Here is a 25,457-nt window from a genome sequence, read left to right as displayed (position 1 = left end):
TGCTCCTCAACGACTCATGCCTAAAAGGCTACGAGCGTAATCCTCAAGGGGTGGACCGAGCAAATCTTCTGGCTTGTTGTCATGGAACGTCAGCAATCCGCCACGCGTGTTGATGCGCGTGGTATCGATCAGGTATCGGGTACTGGTCTCAATCAACATTAACTGCACCACACCGGTATCCACACCCAGGCGGTCGACCGCTTGTTCGTCGTACCACTCGTCGCCATTGCCGATGCGATCGTCAGTGCGCGCGAAGCGGGCATAAAGCAAGTAATGGGCACCTACCCCGCGCGCCTCAACCAAGGCCTGCTCCAGCCCCAGAGGGCCCTGGGCGCGACGGACCATGGGGAAGTATTCGATAAAGCCCTTGAATGCCTCCTCGGCCACTACGTTGGGCCGTGGATAGGGGCCCTTGCCGGGCGGGACGAAAGCACCCTGGCCAATGTAGATGAATGAATCAGGCTGCAGGCGTACCGACAGCGAGCGACGGGTATCGCTATGATCAAGCAAACCAGCATCGCTCATGTGATAACGGACGCCCTCGCCCATATCGCTGACATTCATGCAGCCGCCCAGCGCCATGAGCGCGAGCAGCAAAACCAGGCTACGCATCTATCCTCCAATGGCCGGTGACGGAAAACCGGCGAATGGCCGACAGATGCAGCTTTTGCGCCAGTCTTAGCCGCCGATGATTTTCATCACCGTCGCTCCACCGGAAAACGCCAGCGCCTGCTTGTCACCCAGGGCCTTGAGCAGCAACCCTTGCAGGGCCGGTAACGCCTGATGGCGCGGTTTATCGAGCAGGTCGCCGACATAGTGGCGATTGCTCGAGGAGAGGCAGCCATGTAACCAGCCCGTGGAAGACAGGCGCAAGCGCGAGCAGGTGCGACAGAAAGGCACGCTTTCGTTGGCGATGACGCCAAAATAGCCGCGCCCGGGAATCTGATAGCGCAATGCAGTGGCATCGACCGGTGCATTGGCCTGCAGGTATTCATAGCGCTCGGCAATGAGCTGCAGCAAGTGATCAAGGCCGACAAATTGCTGCAGAAAAGCATTACCGTCGCGAGCCAAATGTCCCATGCGCATCAACTCGATGAAGCGCAACTCGTAACCGCGGTCAAGGCAGTAATCCAGCAGCGGCACAACCTGATCGAAGTTCTGCCCGCGCAATGGCACCATGTTGACCTTGATTTTCATCCCCGCTGCACTGGCCTGCTGCATGCCATCGAGTACCGTTGCGAGGTCTCCGCCGCGAGCGATACGGCGAAACGCGTCGGGATCGAGCGTATCGAGGGAAACATTCAAGCGCCCAATGCCAACCTCTCGCAACAGCGGCAACTTGCGCGAGAGCAACTGACCATTGGTGGTCAAACTGATTTCATCCAGGCCCAAACCTGCGACCGAGGTCAGGAAGGATTCAAGTTTTGGGCTGACCAGCGGTTCGCCACCGGTGACGCGCAAACGCTCGATACCGGCTGCTTCGATCAGATAGGCAACACCCCGGGCCATGGCCTGGGCAGATAACTCGTCCTGAGCCGCCACCAGACGCTTGCCGTCGGGTACGCAATAGGTGCAGGCATAATTGCAGGCAGCAGTCAGGCTGACACGCAAGTTGCGAAAACGCCTGCCTTGGCGATCGACGATCATTGAGGTGACTCCGGCATGGATGAATCGGGCCTGCAAAACCTGACTCAAAAATCAGGTTTTTGCAAGCCTCTTGCAAGAGTATAGGCCTCAAGCCTCATCGCACGCGGGTTTGCGCCCGAAACAAGGCGTCAGTTGCCAGCAGGATCCGGGTCGCGCTTGCGCTTGTTACCCATGCGCACACCGATGTCCATCAGGAACTGGAAGAAGCCTTCCTGATCTTCCAGAACATTGCTCCAGAACGGCGAGTGATAAAGCGCTACGGCGCCATGTACCAGCGCCCAGGCGGCGCAGTAGTGGAAGTACGGCGGTACGTCTTCGAGCTTGCCCTCGCTGATACGCCCCTTGATCAGCAAGGTCAGGCGCTCGAAGTTGGAGGCACGAATCTTGTGCAACTCCTCGACCATCTCAGGCACCTGATTGCCCTTGACCACCTTTTCTTCGAGACGATCGAACAACCGATAGCGCTGCGGATCGCGCATACGGAATTCAAAGTAGGCACGCGACAGGGCTTCCTTGTCGCGATCAACATCGGCAGAGTGCAACAGTTCGTTCAAATCGCGCTCATAGTCGAGCATCAGGCGCAGGTATATCTCCGCCTTGGATTTGAAATGCTTGTAGATCGTGCCTTTGCCGATACCGACTGCGTCAGCGATCATCTCGACGGTGACACTGTCTTCACCCTGTTCGAGAAACAGCTTGAGCGCGGTATCGAGAATTTCTTGCTCACGGCGACGAAACTCACGGACCTTACGAGGTTCTTTCTGCATAAGAAGGACTGGATCAAAATCGAAGCCGGTTATTATGCCTAACTTGCGCCAAAATGCACGGATCATCCAACCATGTCTATGTTTCTTGATGAGTTTGAACAGGCTCCAGGCCTTCGATACCTGAATCATGCCGCCGTCGCACCTTGGCCAAAAAGGGCCAGCCATGCGGTCTCACGCTTCGCTGACGAAAACGTTTTCCTCGGTGCCAGGGACTACCCCGACTGGATGGCTATGGAGCAACGTCTGCGAGCGCGCTTGATGCGCCTGACCAATGCACCCTCGAGCGACGACATCGCCCTGGTCAAGAACACTTCCGAGGCGCTCTCGTTCGTGGCCTTCGGTCTAGCGTGGCAGGCAGGCGACCAGATCGTCATCAGCGATGAAGAATTCCCCTCCAATCGCATCGTCTGGGAAGCCTTGGCCGACCAGGGCGTGCAAGTTCTCCAGGTAAGCCTCAAGGGACATGACCCGGAGGCCGACCTGCTTGCCGCATGCAGCGGCCGGGTACGCTTGCTGGCCATCAGCGCGGTGCAATTTGCCAGCGGCCTGCGCCTGGACCTGGTCCGGCTTGGCCAAGGGTGCCGTGCGCGCAATGTGCTGTTCTGTATTGATGCCATCCAGCAGCTGGGTGCCCTGCCCTTCGACGTCCAGGCTTATCAATGCGACTTTGCCATGGCCGATGGTCACAAATGGATGCTTGGTCCTGAAGGACTTGGGGTGTTCTATTGCCGCGAGGAAATTCGCCCCCAGCTCAAGCTGAGCGAGTACGGCTGGCACATGCTGGAGCACATGGGTGATTACACCCGCAGTGACTGGGAGCCGGCTCACAGCGCCCGCCGCTTCGAATGCGGCAGCCCGAACATGCTCGGTGCCGCCGCCCTGGATGCCAGTCTGTCGCTGCTGGAAGAGATCGGCATGCAGCAGGTGTCCGCGCTCGTGGCTGAACGGGTGCAATGGCTGTACGAAGGACTGACTGCCATACCCGGCGTACGCTTGCACAGCCCGGAAGACCCACAACGCCGCTCCGGCATTGTGTCGTTCAGCATTGCCGGAAAGGATAACGCCCAGGTTTATCAGCAACTCAAACAGGAACAGGTGGTGTGCATCACTCGCGGGCCTGGCGTGCGCTTTTCCCCGCATTTCTACACCACCAAACAGATAATCGACGAAACTTTGCGAATCGTGCGCCAGATTGCAGAGCGATGAGCGATCAGCAGCCCTGGGCGTATTCCAAATCTGTTTAAAAAACGAGCAAGCGCCGCTGGCAGCCCGCCAATCCTGACCAATACTTCAGGTGTTGGCGTGGCGCATCCCCCCAAGTGGCGCGCCGATAAAGGTGCTCAGGGACCGCGTACCTTTGTTTTACTCCTAATGGTCTTAACCCGGATTCACCCCCCAGAACCCGGGTTTTTTTTGCCTGTCGTTCAGCCTTGCCACCCGCTCAGCTCACCCGCGCCAGCGGGAACAAGCGTTTGAAGTTCGCTGTGGTCTGCTCAGCCAACTGCTCATAGCGCTCACCGCGCACCATCGCCACGAACTCCGCCACTTCGCGCACATATTGCGGAAGGTTTGCCTTGCCGCGATAGGGAATAGGCGCCAGATAGGGTGAGTCGGTTTCCACCAACAGGCGATCGGCCGGCACCTGGCGGGCGACATCGCGCAAGGCATCGGCGTTGCGGAAGGTGACGATGCCGGACAACGAGATATAATAGCCCAGATCCAGTGCAGCCTTGGCCATATCCCAGTCTTCGGTAAAGCAATGCAGGACGCCCGCCTGGCTCAGATCCGCCTCACGCAGCAGGGTCAGGGTATCTGCGCGTGCTGCGCGGGTATGAATGATGACTGGCTTGCCGGTCACCTGCGCGGCCTGCAGGTGCAAGCGAAACGAGTCCTGCTGAACCTGGGCAGCTTCAGGCTCATAGTGATAGTCCAACCCGGTTTCGCCGATGGCCACTACATGGGGGTGTTCCAGCTCCTTGAGCAGCCAGTCGAGCGGCGGCGCGCCATCCGGCGTCAAGTCCAGGGGATGAATACCCACAGAGCAATCCACGTCGCTGTAGCGCTCGCTCAGGTCCTTGACCGCCTGGGCGTTGTCGGCACTGACGCCGATGCACAAAAAGTGGCCGACGCCGCAAGCACGGGCAGCATCCAGGGCCGCATCAAGCGAGCCTTGATGGGCAGTCAGATCGAGACGATCGAGGTGGCAATGGGAATCTACAAGCATGGACGTATCACAACACTGAAAAAATTAAGGGGCGGTGCCGCTCAACGCTGGCCGGGCAACATGGCCCAGGACGCCAGTAACGCCTCAAGCAAAAGCACGCGATTGAGGTTGGCCTTGGCCATGACTTTCTGACGCTGGGCAAGGATCCAGTCCTGAATGTCCAGAACCTTGCTCTGGCCACTCTTCTGCGCCAGGTACTGAACCACCTTGCGCATGTCATTCAAGCCTAAACCTTCCTCGTCCTCGGTCAACTGATAGCGCAGAACCAGGTTGGACCAGTCACAGAACCAGTCGAACAGTTGCAACAACGGAATGCTGCTCCAGGCTTCGGCCAGCTGACTGGGGGATTGTTGCTGCTTGAGCAACTTCTTCACGCCTTCAACCACCAGCGCACGCTGCTCTCGCACACCCTGCGCCTGCAAACTGACCGCAGCCAGGGGCGAGCCTGCAGCCAGGCTTAGCAACTCAAGGCGTTCCTGCTCATCACACTCGGGCAATGCCGTGTTCAGCCACGCCAGACTTTGCGTGGCATCCGGCAACGGGCAGGCCTGCTGCACGCAACGGCTCTTGATGGTTGGCAGCAATCGGCTGGGCTGGTGGCTGACCAGAAGCAAAATGGTATTGCCTGACGGCTCTTCCAGGCTCTTGAGCAAGGCGTTGGCAGCATTGATGTTCATCGCCTCGACCGGCTCGATCAACACCACCTTGCGCCCACCCAACTGCGCGGTCTGAACCACAAAGGACACCAGGTCACGCACCTGATCGACCTTGATGGGCTTGTCAGCCTCCTCGGGCTGCAGCACATAGTTGTCCGGATGGCTGCCGGCTGCGAGCAACAGGCACGACTTGCACTGCCCGCAAGCCTCCAGGCCGGCAGGTCGCTGACACAGCAACAGCGCCATCAGGCGCTCGGCCAGGGCCCGCTTGCCAATGCCTTGCGGGCCATGCAACAGATAGGCGTGAGCATGCTGGGTTCGCCCAGCCAGTTGCTGCCACAGGGCCTGCTGCCAAGGGTAGGCCTCAGCCACGGCAACGTTCCAGAATCTGCGGCATCAAGGCATCAAGCGCCTGCTGCACCTGAACCAGTGACTGCGCGGCATCAATCAGCTTGTACTGTTGCGGGGTTGCCTTGGCGCGCGCCAGATAGGCCTGACGCACAGCCTCGAAGAAAGCCTGGCCTTCCTGTTCGAAGCGATCCAGACGACCACGGGCCGCCGCCCTGGAGAGACCGATTTCCACCGGCAGATCGAACACCAGGGTCAAGTCGGGGCGCAGTGCACCTTGAACAAAGTTCTCAAGCGTGGCGATACGCTCTAGCGACAAGCCACGACCACCGCCCTGGTAGGCGTAGGTCGCATCAGTGAAGCGATCACAGAGAACGATGGCACCACGCGCCAAGGCCGGACGAATCACTTCTGCCAAATGCTGGGCACGGGCGGCAAACACCAGAAGCAGCTCGGTGTCGGCATCCATTTTTTCGTCGCTAGGGGCCAGCAGTAATTCGCGAATCCGCTCGGCCAGCGGCGTACCGCCCGGCTCACGGGTCAGCACTACATCCAGGCCCTGGGCACGCAGGTGCTCGGCCAGGTACTCGCGATTGGTGCTTTTGCCTGCCCCTTCGGGACCTTCCAGGGTGATAAACAAGCCGGTCACAGGCAGTCCTTACGATTGATCATTGCGGTGAGGTCTCACGGGCAGGCGCCGATGGTTCAGGCTCCGGCTCAGGATTGGCCTCAGTGGGTTCCTGGGTCTGTGGTTCGACCTCAGGCTCGGATTCGATCACAGGTGCCGGGCTGGAACGGTAATCAGCACGACGCTTGATCTGGTACTCGCGAACCGCCGAATTGTGCGCATCGAGGTCGTCGGAGAAAACATGGCTACCATCGCCACGGGCGACAAAGTACAGGCTGGTGCCCGGCGCCGGATTCAATGCCGCATGGATTGCTTCACGACCGACCATGGCGATCGGCGTCGGCGGCAGGCCGGCATTGGTGTAGGTGTTGTAAGGCGTCGGCTGGCGCAGATCGGCACGGGTAATCTTGCCATTGTAGCGCTCGCCCATGCCGTAGATTACCGTCGGGTCTGTTTGCAGCAGCATGCCCAGACGCATGCGGCGCACGAACACCCCGGCTATTTGGCCGCGCTCCTGCGGCACGCCGGTTTCCTTCTCTACCAGCGAAGCCATGATCAACGCCTGGTAAGGATCACGATAGGGTAAGTCGGCGGCCCGCTCAGCCCACTCCTTGGCCAATACTTCATCGAGCCGCGCATAGGCCTGCTGGAGGAACTCTACGTCGGACATGCCCCGAACAAAGCGATAGGTGTCAGGAAAAAAGCGCCCTTCCGGAAAAACCCCGGGATGACCGAGCTTATCCATCACCTCGGCATCGCTGAGGCCGTCGAGGGTCTGCTTTATTTTTTCGTGCTTGGCCAGCGCCGAGCGCACCTGGCGGAAGTTCCAGCCCTCGACCAAGGTCAGGCTGTACTGCACCACATCGCCACGACGCCAGACCTCGAATAGGTCGCGCACGGTCATGCCTGGCGTCATGCGGTACTCGCCGGTATGCAACGGTACCCCAGCCATATTGAATCGCCAGTACAGGCGCAGCCAGAAGGCGTCATCCAGCAGGCCTTGGCTTTCCATGCGGTAGAACATGCGATTGGGGTTGGTACCGGTGGGCACGTCAAGCAGTTGCTCCTGACTGACGTGCAGGGTCTGCTCAAGCGCCGAGTTCACTTTCCAGGCTGAAAAACCCAGGACCAGGCCTGCCAGGATCAATCCGGTCTCCAGCAGCACCAAGAATTTACGTCTCACGAATCATTTATCCAGTAGCGTACGGGCAATGGCCTGCAGTTTACGGGTGAGCGGACCTGGCGACCAGTTCAGCGATACAAATGCACACACAGGCCAGACCCCATAGACGCTGTTGCAGAGAAAAACCTCATCAGCCTGCTCCAGGTCCTGCAGGGACAGATCGGTAATACGTACCGGGATAGCGGCCAATGCAGCCTGCTCAAGCAATGCGCCGCGCATCACTCCCGCCACGCCACAGCGGCTCAAGTCAGGCGTCAGCAGCTCACCATTACGGACCAGGAAAAGATTGCTGTAGACCCCTTCCACCAGCCGCCCGGAAATGTCGCGCATCAAGCCTTCGGCGTACTCGGCACCTTGCCACTCGGCACGTGCCAGCACCTGCTCGAGGCGATTGAGATGCTTGAGGCCGGCCAAAAGCGGTTGCTCGGCAAGACGGGTGGTACAGGCAAACAGTCGAACGCCCTGCTCGGTATGCTGGGCAGGGTATGTGGGTAGCGGACTACCCTGGAGGATGCGTCGTGGTGGCGCACCCGCAGCAGGCGCGTAGCCGCGCTGGCTGTCACCACGAACGAGTATGAATTTGAGCACGCCATCACCGAGCAAGCTGGCATAGCGGCTCAACTCTTCGCGAATCAGCGCGTGATCGGCGTTGATTGCCAAGCGCTGGCAACCCAGCGCGAGACGTTGAAGATGATGGTCGAGCAACGATGGCCGCCCGGCCCTGACGGCAATGGTCTCGAACAGACCATCGCCGTAGGCCAACGCACGACTTTGCAGATTGACTGCATCTGCCGGCAGACCATCGATCCAGCTGTACATCAATCGGCGAACCGGCGGAACACCAGCGAGCCATTGGTACCGCCAAAACCGAAGGAGTTGGATAGCACGATATCAATCGGCATGTTACGCGCCTCATGCGGCACGAAATCCAGATCACAACCGGCGTCCGGCTCATCGAGGTTGATCGTCGGCGGCGCCACCTGTCCATTGATCGACAGCACACTGAAAATCGCCTCTACGGCACCGGCCGCGCCCAGCAGGTGGCCAGTCATCGACTTGGTCGAGCTGACGGCCAACTTGTAGGCATGATCGCCAAACACCGTCTTGAGTGCCGACGACTCAGCCAGGTCACCGGCTGGCGTGGAGGTACCATGAGCGTTGACGTAGTTCACCTGATCAGGGTTCAGGCGTGCATCTCGCAGAGCGTTGACCATGCAACGCGCCGCACCGCTGCCATCTTCTGGCGGTGATGTCATGTGATAGGCGTCACCACTCATGCCAAAACCAACCAGCTCGGCATAGATGGTTGCCCCACGCGCCTTGGCGTGCTCAAGCTCTTCAAGCACCAGCGCACCAGCACCGTCGGCGAGGACAAAACCATCCCGGCCCTTGTCCCACGGACGGCTTGCGCGCGTCGGGTCGTCATTGCGGGTCGACAGCGCACGCGAGGCACCAAAGCCGCCCATGCCCAGACCGCAGGCCGCCATTTCCGCGCCGCCGGCAATCATCACGTCGGCTTCACCGAAAGCGATGTTGCGCGCCGCCATACCGATACAGTGGGTACCCGTGGTGCAGGCCGTTGAAATGGCGTAGTTAGGTCCCTGTACACCCAGGTGGATCGACAGGAAACCGGAAATCATGTTGATGATCGAACCCGGCACGAAGAACGGCGAAATGCGCCGAGGGCCTTGCTCGTGCAGAGTCCGGCTGGTTTCTTCGATATTGGTCAGGCCACCGATACCTGAGCCCATGGCTACGCCAATGCGCTCACGGTTGGCGTCGGTTACTTCCAGGCCGGCGTTGCGCACTGCCTGAAAACCGGCTGCCAGGCCGTACTGTATGAACAGATCGAGCTTGCGGGCTTCCTTGACCGACAGGTACTGCTCAACCTCGAAGCCCTTTACCGAGCCGCCAAAACGGGTGGAGTAGGCAGTCAGGTCCGTATGTTCAATCAGACCTATGCCACTGCGGCCAGCCAGAATGCCCTGCCAACTGCTCGGCACATCCGTGCCCAGTGGCGACAGCATACCCATACCGGTGACCACGACGCGTCTACGCGACACAGCACTCTCCTTATTCAATTGACTTCATCTCTTGTAAAGAAAAAACCGCACGCCGGCGAAGGCAGTGCGGTTTTTCCATGACAAGAAGCGACGACTACAACGTCTTAAGCCTGGTGGCTGGTGACGTAGTCGATAGCAGCTTGAACAGTAGTGATCTTCTCAGCTTCTTCGTCAGGGATTTCGGTCTCGAATTCCTCTTCCAGAGCCATCACCAGCTCAACGGTGTCAAGGGAATCGGCACCCAGATCTTCAACGAAAGAAGCGGTGTTCACAACTTCTTCTTCTTTAACGCCCAGTTGCTCGGCGACGATTTTCTTGACGCGTTCTTCGATGGTGCTCATACCTTGTTTTCACTCCTAATGGACATATGTCAGGCGGCTGGCCGGTGTGTAAGTGTATAGAAAGACGTCTGCTTTTCAAGCGCAACACGCCTCGCCAGACCACACCTGCCAACCGACTAGAATCTGGTTGCAGCTTTATAACGGATTTTAGACAGCTCGTATGACATTTTTTTGAAGCAATCCGTCACATTAGATTTACATGTACATGCCGCCGTTGACCGGAATGGTCGCGCCAGTCACGTAGCCTGCGCCTTCAGAAGCCAGGAAAGCCACCACATTGGCGATCTCCTGAGCCTGGCCCAGACGCCCCAGGGGGATCTGAGTCTGCAGCGCTTCGCGCTGAGCTTCCGGCAGTTCACGGGTCATGTCGGTGTCAATGAAACCGGGGGTCACCGAGTTCACTGTAATCGAGCGCGAGCCCACTTCGCGGGCCAGCGCACGGCTGAAACCTTCCAGACCAGCCTTGGCTGCCGCGTAGTTTACCTGCCCGGCGTTACCCATGGCACCCACTACCGAACCGATGCTGATGATACGACCCCAGCGCGCCTTGGTCATGCCGCGCAGGACGCCCTTGGACAGACGGTAGAGGCTGTTGAGGTTGGTGTCGATGACATCGAACCACTCGTCATCCTTCATCCGCATCATCAAGTTGTCGCGAGTGATACCGGCGTTGTTGACCAAAATGGCCGGGGCACCGAACTGCTCCTGGATCTTGGCCAGGGTAGCGGTAACCGACTCATCGCTGGTCACGTTCAATTCCAGGCCGGTACCGGTGATACCGTGTTCCTTAAGGGTCGCAGCGATGCGCTCGGCGCCCGATGCGGAGGTGGCAGTACCGATTACGGTAGCGCCAAGACGGCCCAGTTCCAGGGCGATAGCCTGGCCAATACCACGGCTGGCGCCGGTAACCAGGGCAACTTTACCTTGCAGGCTCATGCAAGCTTCTCCTAAATCAGGCCAGCGCCGCGCGAGTGGCGGCGACAGCATCCGGGGTGTTGAGGTTGTAGGTGGTCACGCCGTCGGCGCAACGCTTGTTCAGGCCAGCCAGGACCTTGCCTGGGCCGCACTCGACCAGCTGTACCGCACCGTTGGCGGCCAAGGTCTGCACACACTCGACCCAACGCACCGGCTTGTACAGTTGCTCCAGCAGGTCACGCTTGAGCGTATCGAGATCGGCAGCTACGGCGGCGCTAACGTTCTGTACAACAGGAATTTGCGGGACCTGCCAGTCAATGGCGTTGACGCTCTCGGCGAAACGCTCGGCAGCCGGGCGCATCAGCTCGCAGTGTGATGGAACGCTCACCGGCAATGGCAGTGCACGCTTGGCGCCCTTGGCCTTGCACGCTTCCATGGCGCGTTCGACTGCTGCCTTGGCCCCGGCAATTACCACCTGCCCCGGCGAGTTGAAGTTGACTGCGCTGACCACTTCGCCCTGAGCCGCTTCGGCACAGATGGCGACGACGCCAGCGTCGTCCAGGCCGAGAATCGCAGCCATGGCACCCTGCCCGGCCGGAACGGCCTCCTGCATGAGCTCGCCACGGCGCTTGACCAGCTTCACGGCGTCGCCAAGGCTCAGGCTGCCAGCAGCAACCAGAGCGCTGTACTCGCCCAGGCTGTGGCCGGAAACGAAAGCAGGGCGCGCACCACCTTCAGCCAACCACAAACGCCACAGCGCAATGGAAGCAGTAAGAATGGCCGGCTGGGTTTTGTCGGTTTGGTTGAGTTGCTCTTCCGGGCCGGTCTGGGTCAGCGCCCAGAGGTCATAGCCCAGAGCCTCGGAGGCCTCGCGGAAGGTATCAATGACCAGCGGATACTGGGCGCCCAGCTCGGCAAGCATACCGAGGGACTGCGAACCTTGACCGGGAAAGACGAATGCGAGGGATGCAGACATTGAACAAGCCCCTAGTGATCTTGTCGTCGGAAATTAAGCACCCAGCAATAAACTGAGCGCAAGAAACTGAAAACTTGGATGGTAACGAAGACCAAGCGGTCACATTTAACCACTTCCAGAGCCATATGCCTAAAGCAACAAGTCTTCCAGACGGCCATGCAGACGCTGCGGAAGGTTCTCCTGAATCTCGATCAGAGCACGCTGAATGGCACTCTGAAAGCCCTGCACACCTGCAGAACCATGGCTCTTTATAACGATGCCCTGCAACCCCAGAAAGCTTGCGCCATTATGTCGCGCCGGCGCCAGGTCGGCCTGCAGGCGCTTGAGCAGGGGCATTGCCACAGCCCCGGCGAGACGCGCGCCGATACCTCCCTTGAACAAGGCCTCAATGCGCGAAGCGATCATCGTTGCCAGACCTTCACTGGACTTGAGCAGGATGTTGCCAACGAATCCGTCGCAGACCACTACATCCGCTTCACCGCGGTACAGGCCATCACCTTCGACAAAGCCTATGTAGTTAAGGCCCCGAGCATTCTGCAACATGCTGGCGGCGAGCTTGACCTGCTGATTACCCTTGATGTCCTCGGTGCCGACATTGAGCAACGCCACACGCGGCCGGGAAATACCCAAAGCCTGCGCAGCCACGGAGCCCATGACAGCAAACTGAAAGAGATTGTCCGCACTGCAATCAACATTGGCACCCAGGTCGAGCAACTGACAGTAGCCCGTCTGCGTAGGAATGGCCGCGACCATGGCCGGGCGATCGATACCTGGGAGGGTCTTGAGCACGTAACGCGACAGCGCCATCAGCGCACCCGTGTTACCTGCACTGACGCAGGCCTGAACCTTGCCATCACGCAATAATTCCAACGCCACACGCATGGACGAATCTGGTTTTCCGCGCAAAGCCTGGGACGGCCGCTCGTCCATGCCGATCACTTCGCTAGCTGCAACTATCTGCAGGCGCGCGCGATCCGCTGCCGACTGGCCAGCTATGAGATCTTCAAGGAGAGAGGGTTGACCGACGAGGGTCAGGTGTAGCGAGGGAGTAGCAGATAGACAAGCAATACTTGCCTGAACAATGCTGCGGGGACCGAAGTCCCCGCCCATTGCGTCAATCGCGATGATCTGAGCGGACAAGGATTACTCGTCAGCGCCCTTGTCGATCACTTTACGACCACGGTATACGCCTTCTGGCGATACGTGGTGACGCAGGTGTACTTCACCAGTGGTTTTCTCTACGGACAGAGCGTTTTCCGAGAGAGCATCGTGCGAACGACGCATGTCACGGGCAGAGCGGGATTTTTTGTTCTGCTGAACAGCCATAATTGATTAACTCCTAAACGTTTGGGTCACGCTTTAACTGCGCCAATACACTGAACGGGTTGGACCGTGTTACCTCGTCCTTGCTCGGTTCGGGCTCATCGGCGCCCGCCGGCTGCTGGCATTCTTCCGGATGATGAGCAGGCACGATGGGCAAGGCAAGCAAAAGCTCTTCCTCGACCAAGGCCTGCAGATCCAAAGGATCTTCGCCCAGTTCCAGCACGTCATAACCTTTCGGCAACGACTGGGTATTCGCACCCTCCTTCACCACAGCGTAAGTACTTTCGCTGTGGATCGGCAGGGTGACCAGCTCAAGACAACGCTGGCAAACCATTTTGACCTCGACGCTCAGTTCGGTGTGGATAACCACAGCCTTCTGCTCGTCTCGCTCAAAATCGAATTTAGCCTGCACCGTACCGACATTGTCGGAAAGCGGGTCGCAGAGTCTCTCCAAATCGGCGAGCTGCAGCGTTCCTTCGAGAGAAACACCACGATCGGCCAATTTGCGCGGGTCAACGTGAGGTGGAATCGGGTCATTCAACATAGGCGCAGCATTCTAGGGATGACCCCCGCCCCTGTCAAAGGAAATTCGGTTCCGTTCAGCATGTTAGAATCGTTTCACCTGCCCAGGAGTTTACCATGCTGCCTTTATTACTGGCTTCCAGCTCACCGTACCGGCGTGAATTGCTTGAACGCTTGCGCCTCCCTTTCAGCTGGGCGTCCCCTGATATCGACGAACAGCGCCTGCCCGACGAGCCCGCCGCAGACCTGGTGAAGCGCCTGGCCCGGGAAAAAGCCATGGCCCTTGCCACCAGCCATCCCGACCACCTGATCATCGGCTCCGACCAGGTTGCCGTGCTCGGCGAACAAATACTCGGTAAGCCACACACCTTCGAGCGGGCCTGCGAGCAATTACTGGCCGCCAGCGGTAACCATGTCACCTTTCTTACCGGCCTGGCGCTCCTCAACAGCAAGACCGGCGACTGCCAGGTCGACTGCATCCCCTTCACCGTCAATATGCGCGAACTGGACCTGGCCCGCATCGAGCGCTATTTGCGCGCCGAAGAGCCCTACGACTGCGCTGGCAGCTTCAAGGCCGAGGGCTTGGGCGTCAGCCTGTTCCAGAGCACCCATGGCGTAGACGCCACCAGCCTGGTGGGCCTGCCACTGATCCGTCTGGTAGACATGCTGTTGAGCGAAGGCGCCTGCCTCCCCTGACTCGCTGCATGTCGTACAAGTCGCACAATGTAAAAAGCCGGCACCAAGGCCGGCTTTTCACTCAATGCGCCTCAGCGCAACGATGGCCCCTGAAAGCCCATCCACATTGCCAGGCGCTCGGCAATGCTGGTGCCCAGGCGCTTGGAGAAACGGTCGAAGGGTGACTCTTCAACCGTGAAGTCGACCAACTCCTTTTCACCCACCACCTCACGCGCCACGTAACTGGCACTCCCCAGCCCATCAACCAGCCCCAGCGCCACGGCTTGCTCGCCAGACCAGATCAGGCCACTGAACAGCTCAGGGTGTTCCTTATCCTTCAAGCGCTCACCACGGCCTTGCTTGACGCTGGCGATGAACTGCTTGTGCGTGGTTTCCAGCACGCCCTGCCAGAACGCGGTTTCTTCGGGCTTTTGCGGCTGGAACGGATCAAGGAACGCCTTGTGTTCGCCCGCCGTATAAGTGCGCCGTTCGACGCCGAGTTTCTCCATGGTACCGACAAAACCGTAACCGGCCGCAGTAACACCAATGGAACCGACCAGACTGGCCTTGTCGGCGTAGATCTGATCTGCAGCGCTGGCAATGTAATACGCGCCGGAAGCCCCCAGATCACTGATCACCGCATACAGCTTGATATCCGGATACTCAGCACGCAGACGACGAATTTCGTCATAGATGTAGCCCGACTGTACAGGGCTGCCACCTGGGCTGTTGATACTCAGGATGACGGCCTTGGTCTTCGCGTCCTTGAACGCCTCGCGCAAGCCGCCAACGATATTGTCGGCACTGGCAGGCTCCTGATCGGCAATGACCCCGCGCACCTCAACCACTGCAGTGTGATTGACGCTGCGTGAAGCAGCCTTATCCATGCTGGTCAGCGGACTGAACAGGGCCAGAATGCCGAACAGATAGGCAAAGGTCAGCAACTTGAAAAAAATCCCCCAGCGCCGCGCCCGACGCTGCTCCTGCACACCCGCCAGCAGGGTTTTTTCCAACAGCTTCCAGCTTTTCTGCTCTTCGCCGCCTTCAGCGCTTGGCGCCTTCCATTCGTCAGCCATGCTCACCTACCTTGGAATTGCTGCAGCAGGCGACCGGCTCAGCCAGGCCTGCAAATGTGAAAAGTGTTCGATACAGACTTGCGGCCCGAATGCACCCAGTGCTTGCGGTGACATGGCGCCATAACTAACGGCGACCGAATGCATGCCGGCGTTGCTTGCCATCAACAAATCGAAGGCCGAATCCCCAACCATCAGTGCACGGCCCGCGTCGACCTGGCAATGCAGCAGAATCTCCTCGAGCATCTGAGGATGGGGCTTGCCCCGGGTTTCATCGGCAGCGCGAGTAATATCGAAATAATCCTGCCAACCATTGGCCCGCAACACTCGATCCAACCCTCGTCGAGCCTTGCCAGTCGCTACTGCCAGGCGGTAGCCCTGGCCACGGAATGACTCCAACGATTCCACCACACCTTCGAACAGGGGCGACGGTTGCTCATCAAGGGCCATGTAGACATCAGCATAGTGCTGCCGAAACACCGCCACCTGATCGTCACTCAAGTGCGGATACAAGGTACTGATGGCTTCAGGCAATGCCAGACCGATAATGCCCTTGACGGCGTCATCAGCGCAGACTGCATGCCCGGCACGCCCAGCAGCCACATGCATTGCCTCGACGATACGCCCGATTGAATCAGCCAGGGTACCGTCCCAGTCGAAAATCAGCAGATCGTAATCACGCCGCACTCAAGCGCTCCACAGTCTTGGACCACATCTCATCAACCGGCGCCTCGAGCTTGAGTTCGCCCCCGTCAGGCAGCGGCACCGTCAGCGCATAGGCATGTAGAAACAGGCGCTTGCCACCCAGGTCGCGAATTTCACGACTGAAGTCTTCATCACCATATTTGCTGTCACCGGCGATGCAGTGACCGGCATGCAGGGCATGAACGCGGATCTGATGGGTGCGCCCGGTGATCGGGCGCGCCTCGACAATGGTGGCGAATTCACCGAAACGACGCAGGACGCGGAACAGCGTGAGCGCCTCCTTGCCCTCGTCGTTGACCTCGACCATACGTTCGCCGGAACGCAGATTACTCTTGAGCAAGGGCGCATTGACCTGTTTTTTCGCCGTAGCCCAATGACCGCGAACCAGGGCCATGTATCGCTTGTCGACACCATCGCCGCGCAACGCCGCATGCAAGTGGCGCAACATGCTGCGCTTCTTGGCGATCATCAGCAGACCCGAGGTGTCGCGATCCAGACGATGGACCAGCTCCAATTCCTTGGCATCGGGGCGCATCTGACGAAAGGCTTCGATCACACCAAAATTGAGACCGCTACCGCCGTGCACGGCAATACCTGCGGGTTTGTTCAAGACGATCAAGGCCTTGTCTTCGTAGACAATCGCGGCCTCCAGACGCTGAAGCAAACCCTGGGCCACAGGCACAGGCTCGTCGCGCTCAGGCAGACGAACGGGCGGAACGCGCACGATGTCGCCAGCTTGCAACTTGTACTCAGGCTTGATCCGCCCCTTGTTAACACGCACTTCGCCTTTGCGCAAAATGCGGTAAATCAAGGTCTTGGGAACACCCTTGAGCGCAGTGATGAGGAAATTATCGATTCGTTGCCCGGCAAGTTCCGGGGCGACCTCTATCAGCTGGACGCCGGAGGTCGGAGGGGTGTTTGTCGTCATTTGCCAATCATAACAATTTTTTATGGATTTGAAGCACTTAATGATTGCTGCTATAGTCGCGAACGCCGCCAAAAGCGGCTGGCCAGCGGACTCACGGCTTATAGCCGGCCCTGACCGACGCAAAATCTCGAGGACGCGAGGCCGTCCGACGGGGCTTTTGCCAGTTTACAGAGTTGCCTGGAATCGCCACCAGCGCCGTGCAGAGAAGACCGATAAAAAACTACAAGAGCGGTGTTTTGCCCTCCCCCATGTTTTTTTCGATGCCACTCTGTCAGTGCCGTCAGTTTCACGCAGTCATGGTGAAAGCTTCGGAAATACCAGCCTTGAACATACAAAGGCGCGGGCTCCCGTATGGAGCTGGCGAAAATGCAACCCGTTGCGGATTCAGCGCGCGGCAGCACCCGAATTATCAGGGATACGTGTAGGGTGGAGATGCACAACCGTCGGACCGTGTAGTACTGCGTCCAGTCCATAGGCCTTCTGGCCTGGCGACAGGACCCGGTCTTGATCAAGATGCCCCTGGGGCGTCCACGGCCGAAGGCTGATTCCTCCTCCTGTCTGAGTGCATTTGACACCACAGCAAGCAGGACGCGTCGTCGCGACTTCGGCAGTACTGGGTTACCAGTTTGGCTCGACAGTCGCTGGACACGGGGGTGGCCCGCCACCCCTTGCGCACCTGACACCGACCGTGAGAAGTCGTGTGTGCCGAACGCCGTTTCCGGCAGCCCGGAAACCGACGGTATTACATGAAAAGAATGCTGATTAACGCGACTCAACCTGAAGAGTTGCGTGTAGCTCTGGTAGACGGCCAACGCCTCTACGACCTGGACATCGAGTCTGGTGCGCGCGAGCAAAAAAAGGCCAACATCTACAAAGGCCGGATCACCCGGATAGAACCTAGTCTGGAAGCCGCCTTCGTCGACTTCGGCTCCGAACGTCACGGCTTTCTGCCGCTGAAGGAAATCTCCCGCGAATACTTCAAGAAGTCCCCGGAAGGCCGGGTGAACATCAAGGAAGTACTTAGCGAAGGCCAGGAAGTCATCGTCCAGGTCGAGAAGGAAGAGCGCGGCAACAAAGGCGCAGCCCTGACTACCTTCATCAGCCTCGCCGGCCGCTACCTGGTGCTGATGCCAAATAACCCGCGTGCCGGTGGCATCTCCCGCCGCATTGAAGGCGAAGAGCGCAACGAACTGCGCGAAGCCCTGAACGGCCTGGTTGCTCCTGCCGACATGGGTCTGATCGTACGTACTGCTGGCCTTGGCCGCAGCAGCGAAGAAATGCAATGGGACCTGGACTACCTGTTGCAACTGTGGACCGCCATCAAAGAGGCCTCCCAGGACCGCGCTGCGCCTTTCCTGATCTACCAGGAAAGCAACGTCATCATCCGCGCCATTCGCGACTACCTGCGCCAGGACATCGGCGAAGTGCTGATCGACAGCATCGACGCCCAGGAAGAAGCCCTGACGTTCATCCGCCAGGTAATGCCGCAGTACGCCAGCAAGATCAAACTGTACGAAGACAGCGTCCCGCTGTTCAATCGCTTCCAGATCGAAAGCCAGATCGAAACCGCCTTCCAGCGCGTGGTCGAACTGCCGTCTGGTGGCTCGATCGTTATCGATCCAACCGAAGCACTGGTGTCCATCGACATCAACTCGGCACGCGCCACCAAAGGTAGCGACATCGAGGAAACCGCACTGCAGACCAACCTGGAAGCGGCTGAAGAAATCGCCCGCCAGCTGCGCCTGCGTGACATCGGCGGCCTGATCGTCATCGACTTCATCGACATGACCCCGGCCAAAAACCAGCGCGCCGTCGAAGAAAAGGTACGCGAGTGCCTGGAAGCCGACCGCGCCCGCGTACAAGTCGGTCGCATTTCGCGCTTTGGCCTGCTGGAAATGTCTCGCCAGCGTCTGCGCCCTTCCCTTGGCGAAAGCAGCGGCATCGTATGCCCACGCTGCAGCGGCACCGGCATCATCCGTGATGTTGAATCACTGTCGCTGGCGATCCTGCGCCTGATCGAAGAAGAAGCCCTGAAAGACCGCACCGCCGAAGTTCGCGCCCAAGTGCCAATTCCAGTTGCAGCCTTCCTGCTCAACGAAAAACGCAACTCGATCACCAAGATCGAACTGCGTACCCGCGCACGTATCGTCATTCTGCCGAACGACCACCTGGAAACCCCACACTTCGAAGTGCAGCGTCTGCGCGACGACAGCCCGGAAGCCCAGAACAGCCAGTCCAGCTACGAAATCGCCGCAACCGAGACCGAAGAGGCTCAGCCGACTGCAGCGACTCGCACCCTGGTTCGCCAGGAAGCTGCGGTCAAGACCGCTCCAGCGCGTGCCAATGCACCGGTTCCGACCGCTCCAGAGCAACCTGCCGCACCGGTCCACGTCGCGCCTGAACCAAGCCTGTTCAAAGGCCTGGTCAAGTCGCTGGTCAGCCTGTTCGCCGGCAAGGACGAACCTGCTGCAGCGCCTGTAGTTGCCGAGAAGCCGGCCACCGAGCGCCCACAGCGCAACGAAGAACGCCGTAACGGCCGCCAGCAGAGCCGCAACCGCAACGGCCGTCGCGATGAAGAGCGCAAGCCACGCGAAGAGCGCGCCCCGCGTGAAGAGCGTCAACCACGCGAAGCGCGTGAAGAAACCCAGGCCCGCGAAGAGCGCGCACCACGTCAACCTCGCGAAGAACGCCAGCCTCGCGCCCCGCGTGAAGATCGCCGTGCACGCGAAGAGCGCCCGGTCCGCGAGCTGCGCGAAGCACTCGACACCGCCACCCCGGCAGTGCGTGAAGAACGCCCTGAGCGTGCTCCACGTGAAGAACGCCAGCCGCGTGAAGAGCGCGCACCCCGCGAAGAACGTGCACCTCGCGAAGAGCGCACGCCTCGTGAAGAACGCGCACCTCGTGAAGAACGTGCACCACGTGAAGAACGCCAACCACGCCCACCACGTGAGGAGCGCCAGCCAAACCCGGCGGTCGAAACGACTGAAGCTGCTGAAGAGCAACTGCCTAACGAAGAACTGCTGCAGGACGACAACCAGGAAGGCACCGAAGGCGAACGCCCACGTCGCCGCTCCCGTGGCCAGCGTCGCCGCAGCAACCGTCGTGAGCGCCAGCGTGACGCCAATGGAAATGTGCTTGAAGGCTCCGAAGACGGTGCCGAAGACGGCAACGAACCTACAGGTGCCGAACTGGCAGCCGGCCTGGCCGTTACCGCTGCAGTTGCTACCAGCAACATCAGCGCTGATGCCGAAGCCCAGGCCAACGTCCAGGCTGAGCGCGCGACGGCCGCCATTGAAGAAGCAGCTCCAGTGATTGCCCCGGTAACTACTGAGGTCGCTACTGTAGAAACAGTTGAAGCCGTTGAGCCAGCTGCAATCGAACCGGTCGTGGTCGAAGCACCGAAGCCGGTTGTAGCCGAGCAAGCAACCGTTGCTCCAGTTGTTGAGCAACCGGTCAGCGAACCTATGGCAATCGTTGAGCCACGCGTTGAGCCGGTTGTCGAAGCGGTTGCCGAGCAAGCAGTTGAAGCGCCAGTTGAAGTTGCTGTTGTGGCAGAGCCCGTAGCCGAAGCTCCACGCGCGCCAGAAGTTGTTCAGGCGCCTGTGACTGAAGCTGAAGCAGCTCAACCAGTCGCCAGCGAACCAGCACCTGCTGTTGAGGAATCTACCCCTGCTGCTGAGCCAGTGGTGGTCGAAGCCCCAGTGATGCTGCCAAACGGCCGCGCACCAAACGACCCTCGCGAAGTGCGTCGCCGCAAGCGTGAAGCTGAAGCAGCCGCCAAGGCAGCAGAAGTCGAGCAACAACCTGAAGCACTGGAAACTGCAGAAGAGCAAAAGCCACTCGTCTGATCCAGCGCTGAAATAAAAAGCCCCGCCAGGTAACTGGCGGGGCTTTTTATTGCCGCTATGAATGCAATCGACGGGGCTTTGTTACAACAGATTCGGCTCCATCTCGAGCGTGACGCCAAATCGATCGAAGATATCCGCCTGGATTTTCTGCGCCAACTGATGCAGTTGCAGGCCACTGGCCTGACCGTAGTTGACCAGGACCAGAGACTGCAATCGATGCACCCCGGCATCACCGTCACGGAAGCCCTTCCAACCAGCCTGTTCGATCAACCAGCCCGCGGCCAACTTCATCTGACCATCCGCCTGTGGATAAGCCACCAGCCCCGGGTGCTGTACACGGATCGCATCAGCCAGCACTGCAGTTACGATCGGATTTTTGAAAAAACTTCCGGCGTTGCCCAGCTCTACCGGGTCGGGCAGCTTTTCGCGGCGAATGGCACAAATGGCATCGCTGATATTCTGCGCCGTCGGTTGACTGACGCCCTGCTCGCTCAGGCGTTGACGCACCGGACCGTAATCCAGATGAGCCTGCATGACTCGACTCAAGGCAAAACGAACGCGCAGGATCAACCAGCGCCCGGGATTGCGCTTGAACACGCTGTCACGATAGGCAAAGGCGCACTCTTGCAGACTGAAATCACGCAGCTCGCCGGTGTGGCGGTCCAACGCAGTCAGCCCAGCGAACACATCCTTGATCTCAACGCCGTAGGCGCCGATATTCTGCATCGGTGCCGCACCGACGGTACCTGGAATCAAGCTGAGGTTTTCAAGCCCGGAAAAACCCTGGGCCAGCGTCCACTGTACAAACTGATGCCAAGGTTCACCCGCCTCGGCCTCGACCACCACACGCTCACCATCATCGGCAAGAATCCGCACGCCGCGACTGACCATGCGCAGCACCAATGCGGGTACATCAGTGGTCAGCAGCAAATTGCTGCCACCGCCAATAACCAGCACCGGCACGTCCTGCCCTGCTGCCTGGGCCAGCGCCTGACGCACATCATCGTCGTTGTGCGCTTCGGTGAAAAAGCGGGCTTTCACCTCGATACCGAAGGTGTTGTAAGGCTTGAGCGAAACCTGCTCCTGCCACTGCCTACTCATAGACGTCCCTTGAGTTCGATGACCAGTTTGCGGCACGCGTCTTCAATCAGGTCCAGCACCTGCTCGAATCCTTGCTCACCGCCGTAATAAGGATCGGGCACCTCTTGCAGCGCACTGTCGTAGCGCCGCAGGAACAAGTCGAGCTCCGCTTTCGCCCCAGCAGGCTGCATGGCCCGCAGGTTACCAAGATTGCTCTCGTCCATTGCCAGGATCAGGTCGTACTCGGCGAAATGTCCGACCCGAACCTGCTGTGCCCGCTGCTGCGACAAATCATAACCGCGCAACTGCGCGGCACGACGGGTACGGCTGTCCGGTTGCTTGCCGACATGCCAGTCGCCGGTACCGGCTGAAGCCACATCGATCAGCTCACTCAGACCTTCGACCTGAAGCTGGTGACGCAGGACACCCTCCGCCGTGGGCGAACGGCAAATGTTGCCCAGGCACACAAAAAGAACGCGCATCAGGCCTCCAGAATGCGCCTGACGCGCTCCAGATCTTGTGGGGTATCAACGCCCACAGGGGGCGCCTCGATTGCATCGGCAACGTGAATGCGCACGCCATGCCAAAGTGCACGCAGTTGCTCAAGCGATTCGGTGCGCTCCAACCAGCAGGGGCCCCAACTGACAAAGTCATGGAGAAAGCCTGCACGGTAGGCATACATCCCAATGTGGCGGCGGTAAGGCACGCCTTCGGGCAAGGCATCCTGGCGGCTGGCGAACACGTCTCGCGCCCAAGGCAATGGCGCCCGACTGAAGGTCAAGGCCAGGCCATTGCAGTCACTGACAACCTTGACCGCGTTGGGATTGAAAACCGCAGTGACGTCCTCGATCGGTTCGGCCAAGGTGGCAATGCCTGCCTCAGGATGCGCCGCCAGGTTAGCTGCCACCTGATCGATGATGATCGGTGGAATCAACGGTTCATCGCCCTGGACATTGACCACGATGGCGTCAGCAGGCAACCCCAGCTTGATGGCAACTTCTGCCAGGCGGTCGGTGCCGGAATCATGATCCTCGCGGGTCATTAGCACCTGTGCGCCGAAAGCTTCGCAGGCCTGATAGATACCGGCGTCATCAGTGGCAATCACTACACGGCTGGCGCTGCTTTTACACGCCTGCTCCCAGACGTGCTGGATCATCGGCTTACCGGCGATAGGCAGCAAAGGCTTGCCCGGCAGGCGCGTGGAGGCCAGCCGGGCCGGAATCACGACAGTGAAGGCTGGGGTCATTTATCCAGGCGCTCATCATCGGTCAGGGTGCGCGCTTCGCTTTCCAGCATGACCGGAATACCGTCGCGGATTGGGTACGCCAGACCCGCGCCCTTGCTGATCAGTTCGGTTTTATCGGCACTGAGCTTGAGCGGGCCTTTGGTGATCGGGCAAGCCAGGATGTCGAGCAGTTTGGTGTCCATGGGTATTCCTCAGGCCAGTGGCCGGAAAAAGAAACGAATCAGGAGTGCCGCGAGCCGGGTAACAAGCGGTCAAGCTGAGCATCGAACCACACCCGGAAGGTAGGTGAAGGCACAGCATCGACCGCAAGGTACCACCAGTCGTCAGCAGCGAAGGCGCGGCATTTGACCGCGTCCTTCTCGGTCATGATCAGCGCAAGTGCAGGCGCAAAGCTCAAGGCTTGGGCGCTGTACTCGGCATGATCGGCAAAAGGGTGTGGCACAGGTCGCAAGTTTAGCCCTTGCAGGGTATTGAAGAAACGTTGCGGATTACCAATACCGGCCACCGCATGCACGGCCTGGCCTGCAGCGAAGTGATCCAGGCCTTTACGCTCACCGCTGCGCAAATTGACCAGTGCTGTGGGCTGTAAGGCAAAGGCAAAGCCGTCGTCGCGATCGGCGCTGGCCCCGTTGTAGAGCACTGCATCAACCTCCTGCAAACGCTCCACCGGTTCACGCAGCGGTCCGGCGGGTAAACAGCGACGATTGCCCAGGCCCCGGGCGGCATCGATCAACACCAGTTCCAGGTCACGGGCCAAGCGGTAGTGCTGCATGCCGTCGTCACAGAGAATCAGGTCCAACGACTCACTGGCCAACAACGCCTGAACCGCGCGCGCGCGGTCGGGGTCGATCATCAACGGCACGCCGCTACGCTGCACAATCAATAGCGGCTCGTCGCCAGCTTCGGCAGCATTGTGCTCGGCACGCACACGCCAGGGCAGTTGCGCAGGCTTGGCGCCATAACCACGACTGACCACGCCCACGCGCAACCCTTGCTGACGGCAATGGTCGATCAGCCACAGGATCATTGGCGTCTTGCCGGTGCCGCCAATGGTGATATTGCCCACCACGATAACCGGCACTGGCGCACGATAACTGGGGCTATCCCCCGCGAGAAAACGCGCCCGCTTGCGCATTACCACACGCCGGTACAGCGACTCCAGCGGACGCAGCAAGGCAAGTGCTGGATGCCCGGCATACCAGGCATTGAGCAATCGGTCGGCTAACGCCATCAAGGTGTCCCCTGGGCAGCCTCGACCGTGGTCATGCGCAATTGGCTGAAACCGAGCTTGCCGGCCGCATCCATGGCAGTGACCACCGCCTGGTGCGGGGTCTTGCCGTCGGCACTGATCGACAACGGCAGTTTAGTATCGCCTGCAGATTCTTTCTGCAGGGCCTCGGTCAGGGTCGCCAGGTCGCTCTTGGGCAGTAGGTTGTTATTCACCGAATACACGCCGTCGGCGCTGATGGTGATATCCAAGTGCTTGACCTCATCGGCGGGCGCAGGCGCGCCACTGACCGACTCAGGCAACTCGACCCGCAATTGGGTTTCACGGGTAAACGTAGTCGTCACCACAAAGAACAGCAGCAGGATGAACACCACGTCAATCAGCGACGCCAAGTTGATATCCACGGTCTCCCGGGGCTTGCGCCGAAATTTCACGCCTTGCCCTCGGCCAGGTCGACATCACGGTCGCCCTGCACCACTTCGACCAACTTGATGGCCTCTTGCTCCATGCCGACGACCAACTCGTCGATACGGCGCTGCAGGAAGCGATGGAAGAACACCGAGGGGATACCGACCATCAAGCCTGCCGCAGTAGTGATCAGCGCCTTGGAGATACCGCCCGCCAGCACCGCAGCATTGGTGGTCATGCCGGTGCCCATGAACGCACTGAAAATGTCGATCATGCCCAGCACTGTACCGAGCAAGCCGAGCAGCGGCGCCATCGCCGCAATGGTGCCCAAGGCATTGATGTAGCGCTCCAGCTCGTGAATGACTCGAGCCGCCGCCTCTTCGATGCACTCTTTCATGATCTCGCGACCATGACGGGAGTTCGCCAGGCCAGCAGCCAGGATCTCGCCCAGCGGGGAGTCGGCACGCAGGGCCTTTAGCTTGTCACTGGTGAGCTGTTTGTCTTTTATCCACAGCCACACCTGACCCAGCAAGTGAGGCGGGGTAACCCGGCTGGCGCGCAGGGTCCAGAGACGCTCGGCGACGATAGCCATGGCAGCGATGGAACTCAGAATGATCGGCAGCATCATCCAACCACCGGACTTGACCAATTCCCACACAGTTAGCATCCCCTT

28 protein-coding genes are annotated in these 25,457 nt (G+C 59.5%); 3 read left to right on the top strand and 25 right to left on the bottom strand.

Features of this window, described 5'->3' with window-relative positions; translation table 11 throughout:
- Positions 1-6: 6 nt before the first annotated feature.
- The 3 genes from H8F21_RS08980 to H8F21_RS08970 all read right to left on the bottom strand — a co-directional run bounded on the left by H8F21_RS08980 (position 7) and on the right by H8F21_RS08970 (position 2,414).
- Positions 7-612 (bottom strand): DUF4823 domain-containing protein, encoded by a 606-nt coding sequence (locus H8F21_RS08980; RefSeq protein ID WP_203479149.1) that lies wholly within the window; start codon positions 610-612, stop codon positions 7-9.
- A 66-nt stretch (positions 613-678) separates the two neighbouring features.
- Positions 679-1,647: a GTP 3',8-cyclase MoaA gene (locus H8F21_RS08975; RefSeq protein WP_203542920.1), complete on the bottom strand. Its 969-nt coding sequence runs from the start codon at positions 1,645-1,647 to the stop codon at positions 679-681.
- A 128-nt stretch (positions 1,648-1,775) separates the two neighbouring features.
- Positions 1,776-2,414 (bottom strand): TetR/AcrR family transcriptional regulator, encoded by a 639-nt coding sequence (locus tag H8F21_RS08970; protein ID WP_136475189.1) that lies wholly within the window; start codon positions 2,412-2,414, stop codon positions 1,776-1,778.
- Between the two features lie 72 nt (positions 2,415-2,486).
- On the opposite strand from H8F21_RS08970, the gene H8F21_RS08965 reads away from it, so the two are divergent.
- Complete coding sequence (locus tag H8F21_RS08965) at positions 2,487-3,620, top strand: aminotransferase class V-fold PLP-dependent enzyme (RefSeq protein WP_203584249.1); 1,134 nt, start codon at positions 2,487-2,489, stop codon at positions 3,618-3,620.
- A gap of 235 nt (positions 3,621-3,855) precedes the next feature.
- On the opposite strand, the gene H8F21_RS08960 is transcribed toward H8F21_RS08965, so the two are convergent.
- The 12 genes from H8F21_RS08960 to H8F21_RS08905 form a co-directional block, all read right to left on the bottom strand.
- Positions 3,856-4,638 carry a TatD family hydrolase gene (locus tag H8F21_RS08960; protein ID WP_203479152.1) on the bottom strand — a complete coding sequence of 261 codons (783 nt, stop codon included), beginning with the start codon at positions 4,636-4,638 and terminating at the stop codon, positions 3,856-3,858.
- Positions 4,639-4,679: 41 nt separating this feature from the next.
- Positions 4,680-5,666, bottom strand: coding sequence for a DNA polymerase III subunit delta' (locus H8F21_RS08955; protein WP_203479153.1), 987 nt, complete (start codon positions 5,664-5,666; stop codon positions 4,680-4,682).
- On the bottom strand, positions 5,659-6,291 hold the full coding sequence (gene tmk / locus H8F21_RS08950; RefSeq protein WP_203584248.1) for a dTMP kinase: 633 nt from the start codon (positions 6,289-6,291) through the stop codon (positions 5,659-5,661). Before tmk ends, H8F21_RS08955 begins: the two co-directional genes overlap by 8 nt.
- Positions 6,292-6,310: 19 nt before the next feature.
- Entirely contained in the window at positions 6,311-7,453 is a 1,143-nt protein-coding gene (gene mltG / locus H8F21_RS08945; RefSeq protein ID WP_203542923.1) for an endolytic transglycosylase MltG, read from the bottom strand.
- A 3-nt stretch (positions 7,454-7,456) separates the two neighbouring features.
- Positions 7,457-8,272: an aminodeoxychorismate lyase gene (gene pabC / locus H8F21_RS08940; RefSeq protein WP_203584247.1), complete on the bottom strand. Its 816-nt coding sequence runs from the start codon at positions 8,270-8,272 to the stop codon at positions 7,457-7,459.
- Positions 8,272-9,516, bottom strand: a complete 1,245-nt coding sequence (fabF, locus tag H8F21_RS08935; protein ID WP_203479157.1) for a beta-ketoacyl-ACP synthase II — start codon at positions 9,514-9,516, stop codon at positions 8,272-8,274. Before fabF ends, pabC begins: the two co-directional genes overlap by 1 nt.
- Positions 9,517-9,620: 104 nt before the next feature.
- Positions 9,621-9,857: an acyl carrier protein gene (gene acpP, locus H8F21_RS08930; RefSeq protein WP_003175607.1), complete on the bottom strand. Its 237-nt coding sequence runs from the start codon at positions 9,855-9,857 to the stop codon at positions 9,621-9,623.
- A 195-nt stretch (positions 9,858-10,052) separates the two neighbouring features.
- Positions 10,053-10,793, bottom strand: a complete 741-nt coding sequence (fabG, locus tag H8F21_RS08925; protein WP_203479158.1) for a 3-oxoacyl-ACP reductase FabG — start codon at positions 10,791-10,793, stop codon at positions 10,053-10,055.
- Positions 10,794-10,809: 16 nt separating this feature from the next.
- Entirely contained in the window at positions 10,810-11,748 is a 939-nt protein-coding gene (gene fabD, locus H8F21_RS08920) for an ACP S-malonyltransferase (protein ID WP_203584246.1), read from the bottom strand.
- Positions 11,749-11,877: 129 nt separating this feature from the next.
- Positions 11,878-12,888: a phosphate acyltransferase PlsX gene (gene plsX / locus H8F21_RS08915; protein ID WP_136475179.1), complete on the bottom strand. Its 1,011-nt coding sequence runs from the start codon at positions 12,886-12,888 to the stop codon at positions 11,878-11,880.
- A 3-nt stretch (positions 12,889-12,891) separates the two neighbouring features.
- A complete protein-coding gene (rpmF, locus tag H8F21_RS08910) occupies positions 12,892-13,074 on the bottom strand; it encodes a 50S ribosomal protein L32 (RefSeq protein WP_010223221.1) in 183 nt (60 codons plus the stop codon).
- A 13-nt stretch (positions 13,075-13,087) separates the two neighbouring features.
- A complete protein-coding gene (locus H8F21_RS08905) occupies positions 13,088-13,615 on the bottom strand; it encodes a YceD family protein (protein WP_136475178.1) in 528 nt (175 codons plus the stop codon).
- Positions 13,616-13,710: 95 nt separating this feature from the next.
- Here H8F21_RS08905 and H8F21_RS08900 point away from each other — a divergent pair, with 95 nt between their 5' ends.
- Complete coding sequence (locus tag H8F21_RS08900; protein ID WP_136475177.1) at positions 13,711-14,289, top strand: Maf family protein; 579 nt, start codon at positions 13,711-13,713, stop codon at positions 14,287-14,289.
- 71 nt (positions 14,290-14,360) lie between these two features.
- On the opposite strand, the gene H8F21_RS08895 is transcribed toward H8F21_RS08900, so the two are convergent.
- From H8F21_RS08895 to rluC, 3 genes are read right to left on the bottom strand one after another with little or no spacing between them, the layout of a single operon-like run.
- Positions 14,361-15,344: a S49 family peptidase gene (locus H8F21_RS08895; protein WP_203479161.1), complete on the bottom strand. Its 984-nt coding sequence runs from the start codon at positions 15,342-15,344 to the stop codon at positions 14,361-14,363.
- A gap of 6 nt (positions 15,345-15,350) precedes the next feature.
- Complete coding sequence (locus H8F21_RS08890) at positions 15,351-16,028, bottom strand: HAD family hydrolase (RefSeq protein ID WP_203584245.1); 678 nt, start codon at positions 16,026-16,028, stop codon at positions 15,351-15,353.
- Positions 16,018-16,974 (bottom strand): 23S rRNA pseudouridine(955/2504/2580) synthase RluC, encoded by a 957-nt coding sequence (gene rluC / locus H8F21_RS08885; RefSeq protein ID WP_136475174.1) that lies wholly within the window; start codon positions 16,972-16,974, stop codon positions 16,018-16,020. The genes H8F21_RS08890 and rluC overlap by 11 nt, the downstream gene beginning before the upstream one ends.
- A 746-nt stretch (positions 16,975-17,720) precedes the next feature.
- Here rluC and rne point away from each other — a divergent pair.
- Positions 17,721-20,822: a ribonuclease E gene (gene rne / locus H8F21_RS08880; RefSeq protein ID WP_203584244.1), complete on the top strand. Its 3,102-nt coding sequence runs from the start codon at positions 17,721-17,723 to the stop codon at positions 20,820-20,822.
- Positions 20,823-20,903: 81 nt separating this feature from the next.
- Here rne and murB read toward each other — a convergent pair whose 3' ends face one another.
- Genes murB through H8F21_RS08845 form a run of 7 tightly spaced genes read right to left on the bottom strand, consistent with a single transcriptional unit; the run spans position 20,904 to position 25,442 of the window.
- The gene (murB, locus tag H8F21_RS08875) at positions 20,904-21,923 is read right to left on the bottom strand and encodes a UDP-N-acetylmuramate dehydrogenase (RefSeq protein WP_203584243.1); all 1,020 of its coding nucleotides are present in this window, start codon (positions 21,921-21,923) and stop codon (positions 20,904-20,906) included.
- Entirely contained in the window at positions 21,920-22,384 is a 465-nt protein-coding gene (locus H8F21_RS08870; RefSeq protein ID WP_203479165.1) for a low molecular weight protein-tyrosine-phosphatase, read from the bottom strand. Before H8F21_RS08870 ends, murB begins: the two co-directional genes overlap by 4 nt.
- Positions 22,384-23,148, bottom strand: a complete 765-nt coding sequence (gene kdsB / locus H8F21_RS08865) for a 3-deoxy-manno-octulosonate cytidylyltransferase (RefSeq protein ID WP_203479166.1) — start codon at positions 23,146-23,148, stop codon at positions 22,384-22,386. The genes H8F21_RS08870 and kdsB overlap by 1 nt, the downstream gene beginning before the upstream one ends.
- Positions 23,145-23,330, bottom strand: a complete 186-nt coding sequence (locus tag H8F21_RS08860) for a Trm112 family protein (RefSeq protein WP_003247142.1) — start codon at positions 23,328-23,330, stop codon at positions 23,145-23,147. Before H8F21_RS08860 ends, kdsB begins: the two co-directional genes overlap by 4 nt.
- Positions 23,331-23,368: 38 nt before the next feature.
- Positions 23,369-24,379: a tetraacyldisaccharide 4'-kinase gene (gene lpxK, locus H8F21_RS08855; protein ID WP_203584242.1), complete on the bottom strand. Its 1,011-nt coding sequence runs from the start codon at positions 24,377-24,379 to the stop codon at positions 23,369-23,371.
- On the bottom strand, positions 24,379-24,810 hold the full coding sequence (locus H8F21_RS08850; RefSeq protein WP_203584241.1) for an ExbD/TolR family protein: 432 nt from the start codon (positions 24,808-24,810) through the stop codon (positions 24,379-24,381). The genes lpxK and H8F21_RS08850 overlap by 1 nt, the downstream gene beginning before the upstream one ends.
- Positions 24,807-25,442: a MotA/TolQ/ExbB proton channel family protein gene (locus H8F21_RS08845; RefSeq protein WP_038608555.1), complete on the bottom strand. Its 636-nt coding sequence runs from the start codon at positions 25,440-25,442 to the stop codon at positions 24,807-24,809. Before H8F21_RS08845 ends, H8F21_RS08850 begins: the two co-directional genes overlap by 4 nt.
- Positions 25,443-25,457: the final 15 nt, after the last annotated feature.

The sequence above is a fragment of the Pseudomonas arcuscaelestis genome (assembly GCF_016881005.1).
In the GTDB taxonomy this organism is placed as follows: domain Bacteria; phylum Pseudomonadota; class Gammaproteobacteria; order Pseudomonadales; family Pseudomonadaceae; genus Aquipseudomonas; species Aquipseudomonas arcuscaelestis.
Note: the sequence above shows the minus strand (reverse complement) of the source record. Positions and strands in the feature narration are given on the sequence as shown.

Excerpts from the sequence above, each read along its gene's own strand:
- acpP (WP_003175607.1), bottom strand. The coding sequence starts at position 9,857 with ATGAGCACCATCGAAGAACGCGTCAAGAAAATCGTCGCCGAGCAACTG.
- rne (WP_203584244.1), top strand. The coding sequence starts at position 17,721 with ATGAAAAGAATGCTGATTAACGCGACTCAACCTGAAGAGTTGCGTGTA.
- H8F21_RS08970 (WP_136475189.1), bottom strand. The coding sequence starts at position 2,414 with ATGCAGAAAGAACCTCGTAAGGTCCGTGAGTTTCGTCGCCGTGAGCAA.
- kdsB (WP_203479166.1), bottom strand. The coding sequence starts at position 23,148 with ATGACCCCAGCCTTCACTGTCGTGATTCCGGCCCGGCTGGCCTCCACG.
- H8F21_RS08975 (WP_203542920.1), bottom strand. The coding sequence starts at position 1,647 with ATGATCGTCGATCGCCAAGGCAGGCGTTTTCGCAACTTGCGTGTCAGC.
- fabD (WP_203584246.1), bottom strand. The coding sequence starts at position 11,748 with ATGTCTGCATCCCTCGCATTCGTCTTTCCCGGTCAAGGTTCGCAGTCC.
- rluC (WP_136475174.1), bottom strand. The coding sequence starts at position 16,974 with ATGACGACAAACACCCCTCCGACCTCCGGCGTCCAGCTGATAGAGGTC.
- lpxK (WP_203584242.1), bottom strand. The coding sequence starts at position 24,379 with ATGGCGTTAGCCGACCGATTGCTCAATGCCTGGTATGCCGGGCATCCA.
- H8F21_RS08895 (WP_203479161.1), bottom strand. The coding sequence starts at position 15,344 with ATGGCTGACGAATGGAAGGCGCCAAGCGCTGAAGGCGGCGAAGAGCAG.
- H8F21_RS08905 (WP_136475178.1), bottom strand. The coding sequence starts at position 13,615 with ATGTTGAATGACCCGATTCCACCTCACGTTGACCCGCGCAAATTGGCC.
- fabG (WP_203479158.1), bottom strand. The coding sequence starts at position 10,793 with ATGAGCCTGCAAGGTAAAGTTGCCCTGGTTACCGGCGCCAGCCGTGGT.
- murB (WP_203584243.1), bottom strand. The coding sequence starts at position 21,923 with ATGAGTAGGCAGTGGCAGGAGCAGGTTTCGCTCAAGCCTTACAACACC.
- H8F21_RS08870 (WP_203479165.1), bottom strand. The coding sequence starts at position 22,384 with ATGCGCGTTCTTTTTGTGTGCCTGGGCAACATTTGCCGTTCGCCCACG.
- H8F21_RS08960 (WP_203479152.1), bottom strand. The coding sequence starts at position 4,638 with ATGCTTGTAGATTCCCATTGCCACCTCGATCGTCTCGATCTGACTGCC.
- rpmF (WP_010223221.1), bottom strand. The coding sequence starts at position 13,074 with ATGGCTGTTCAGCAGAACAAAAAATCCCGCTCTGCCCGTGACATGCGT.
- H8F21_RS08860 (WP_003247142.1), bottom strand. The coding sequence starts at position 23,330 with ATGGACACCAAACTGCTCGACATCCTGGCTTGCCCGATCACCAAAGGC.
- H8F21_RS08980 (WP_203479149.1), bottom strand. The coding sequence starts at position 612 with ATGCGTAGCCTGGTTTTGCTGCTCGCGCTCATGGCGCTGGGCGGCTGC.
- H8F21_RS08900 (WP_136475177.1), top strand. The coding sequence starts at position 13,711 with ATGCTGCCTTTATTACTGGCTTCCAGCTCACCGTACCGGCGTGAATTG.
- pabC (WP_203584247.1), bottom strand. The coding sequence starts at position 8,272 with ATGTACAGCTGGATCGATGGTCTGCCGGCAGATGCAGTCAATCTGCAA.
- H8F21_RS08965 (WP_203584249.1), top strand. The coding sequence starts at position 2,487 with ATGTCTATGTTTCTTGATGAGTTTGAACAGGCTCCAGGCCTTCGATAC.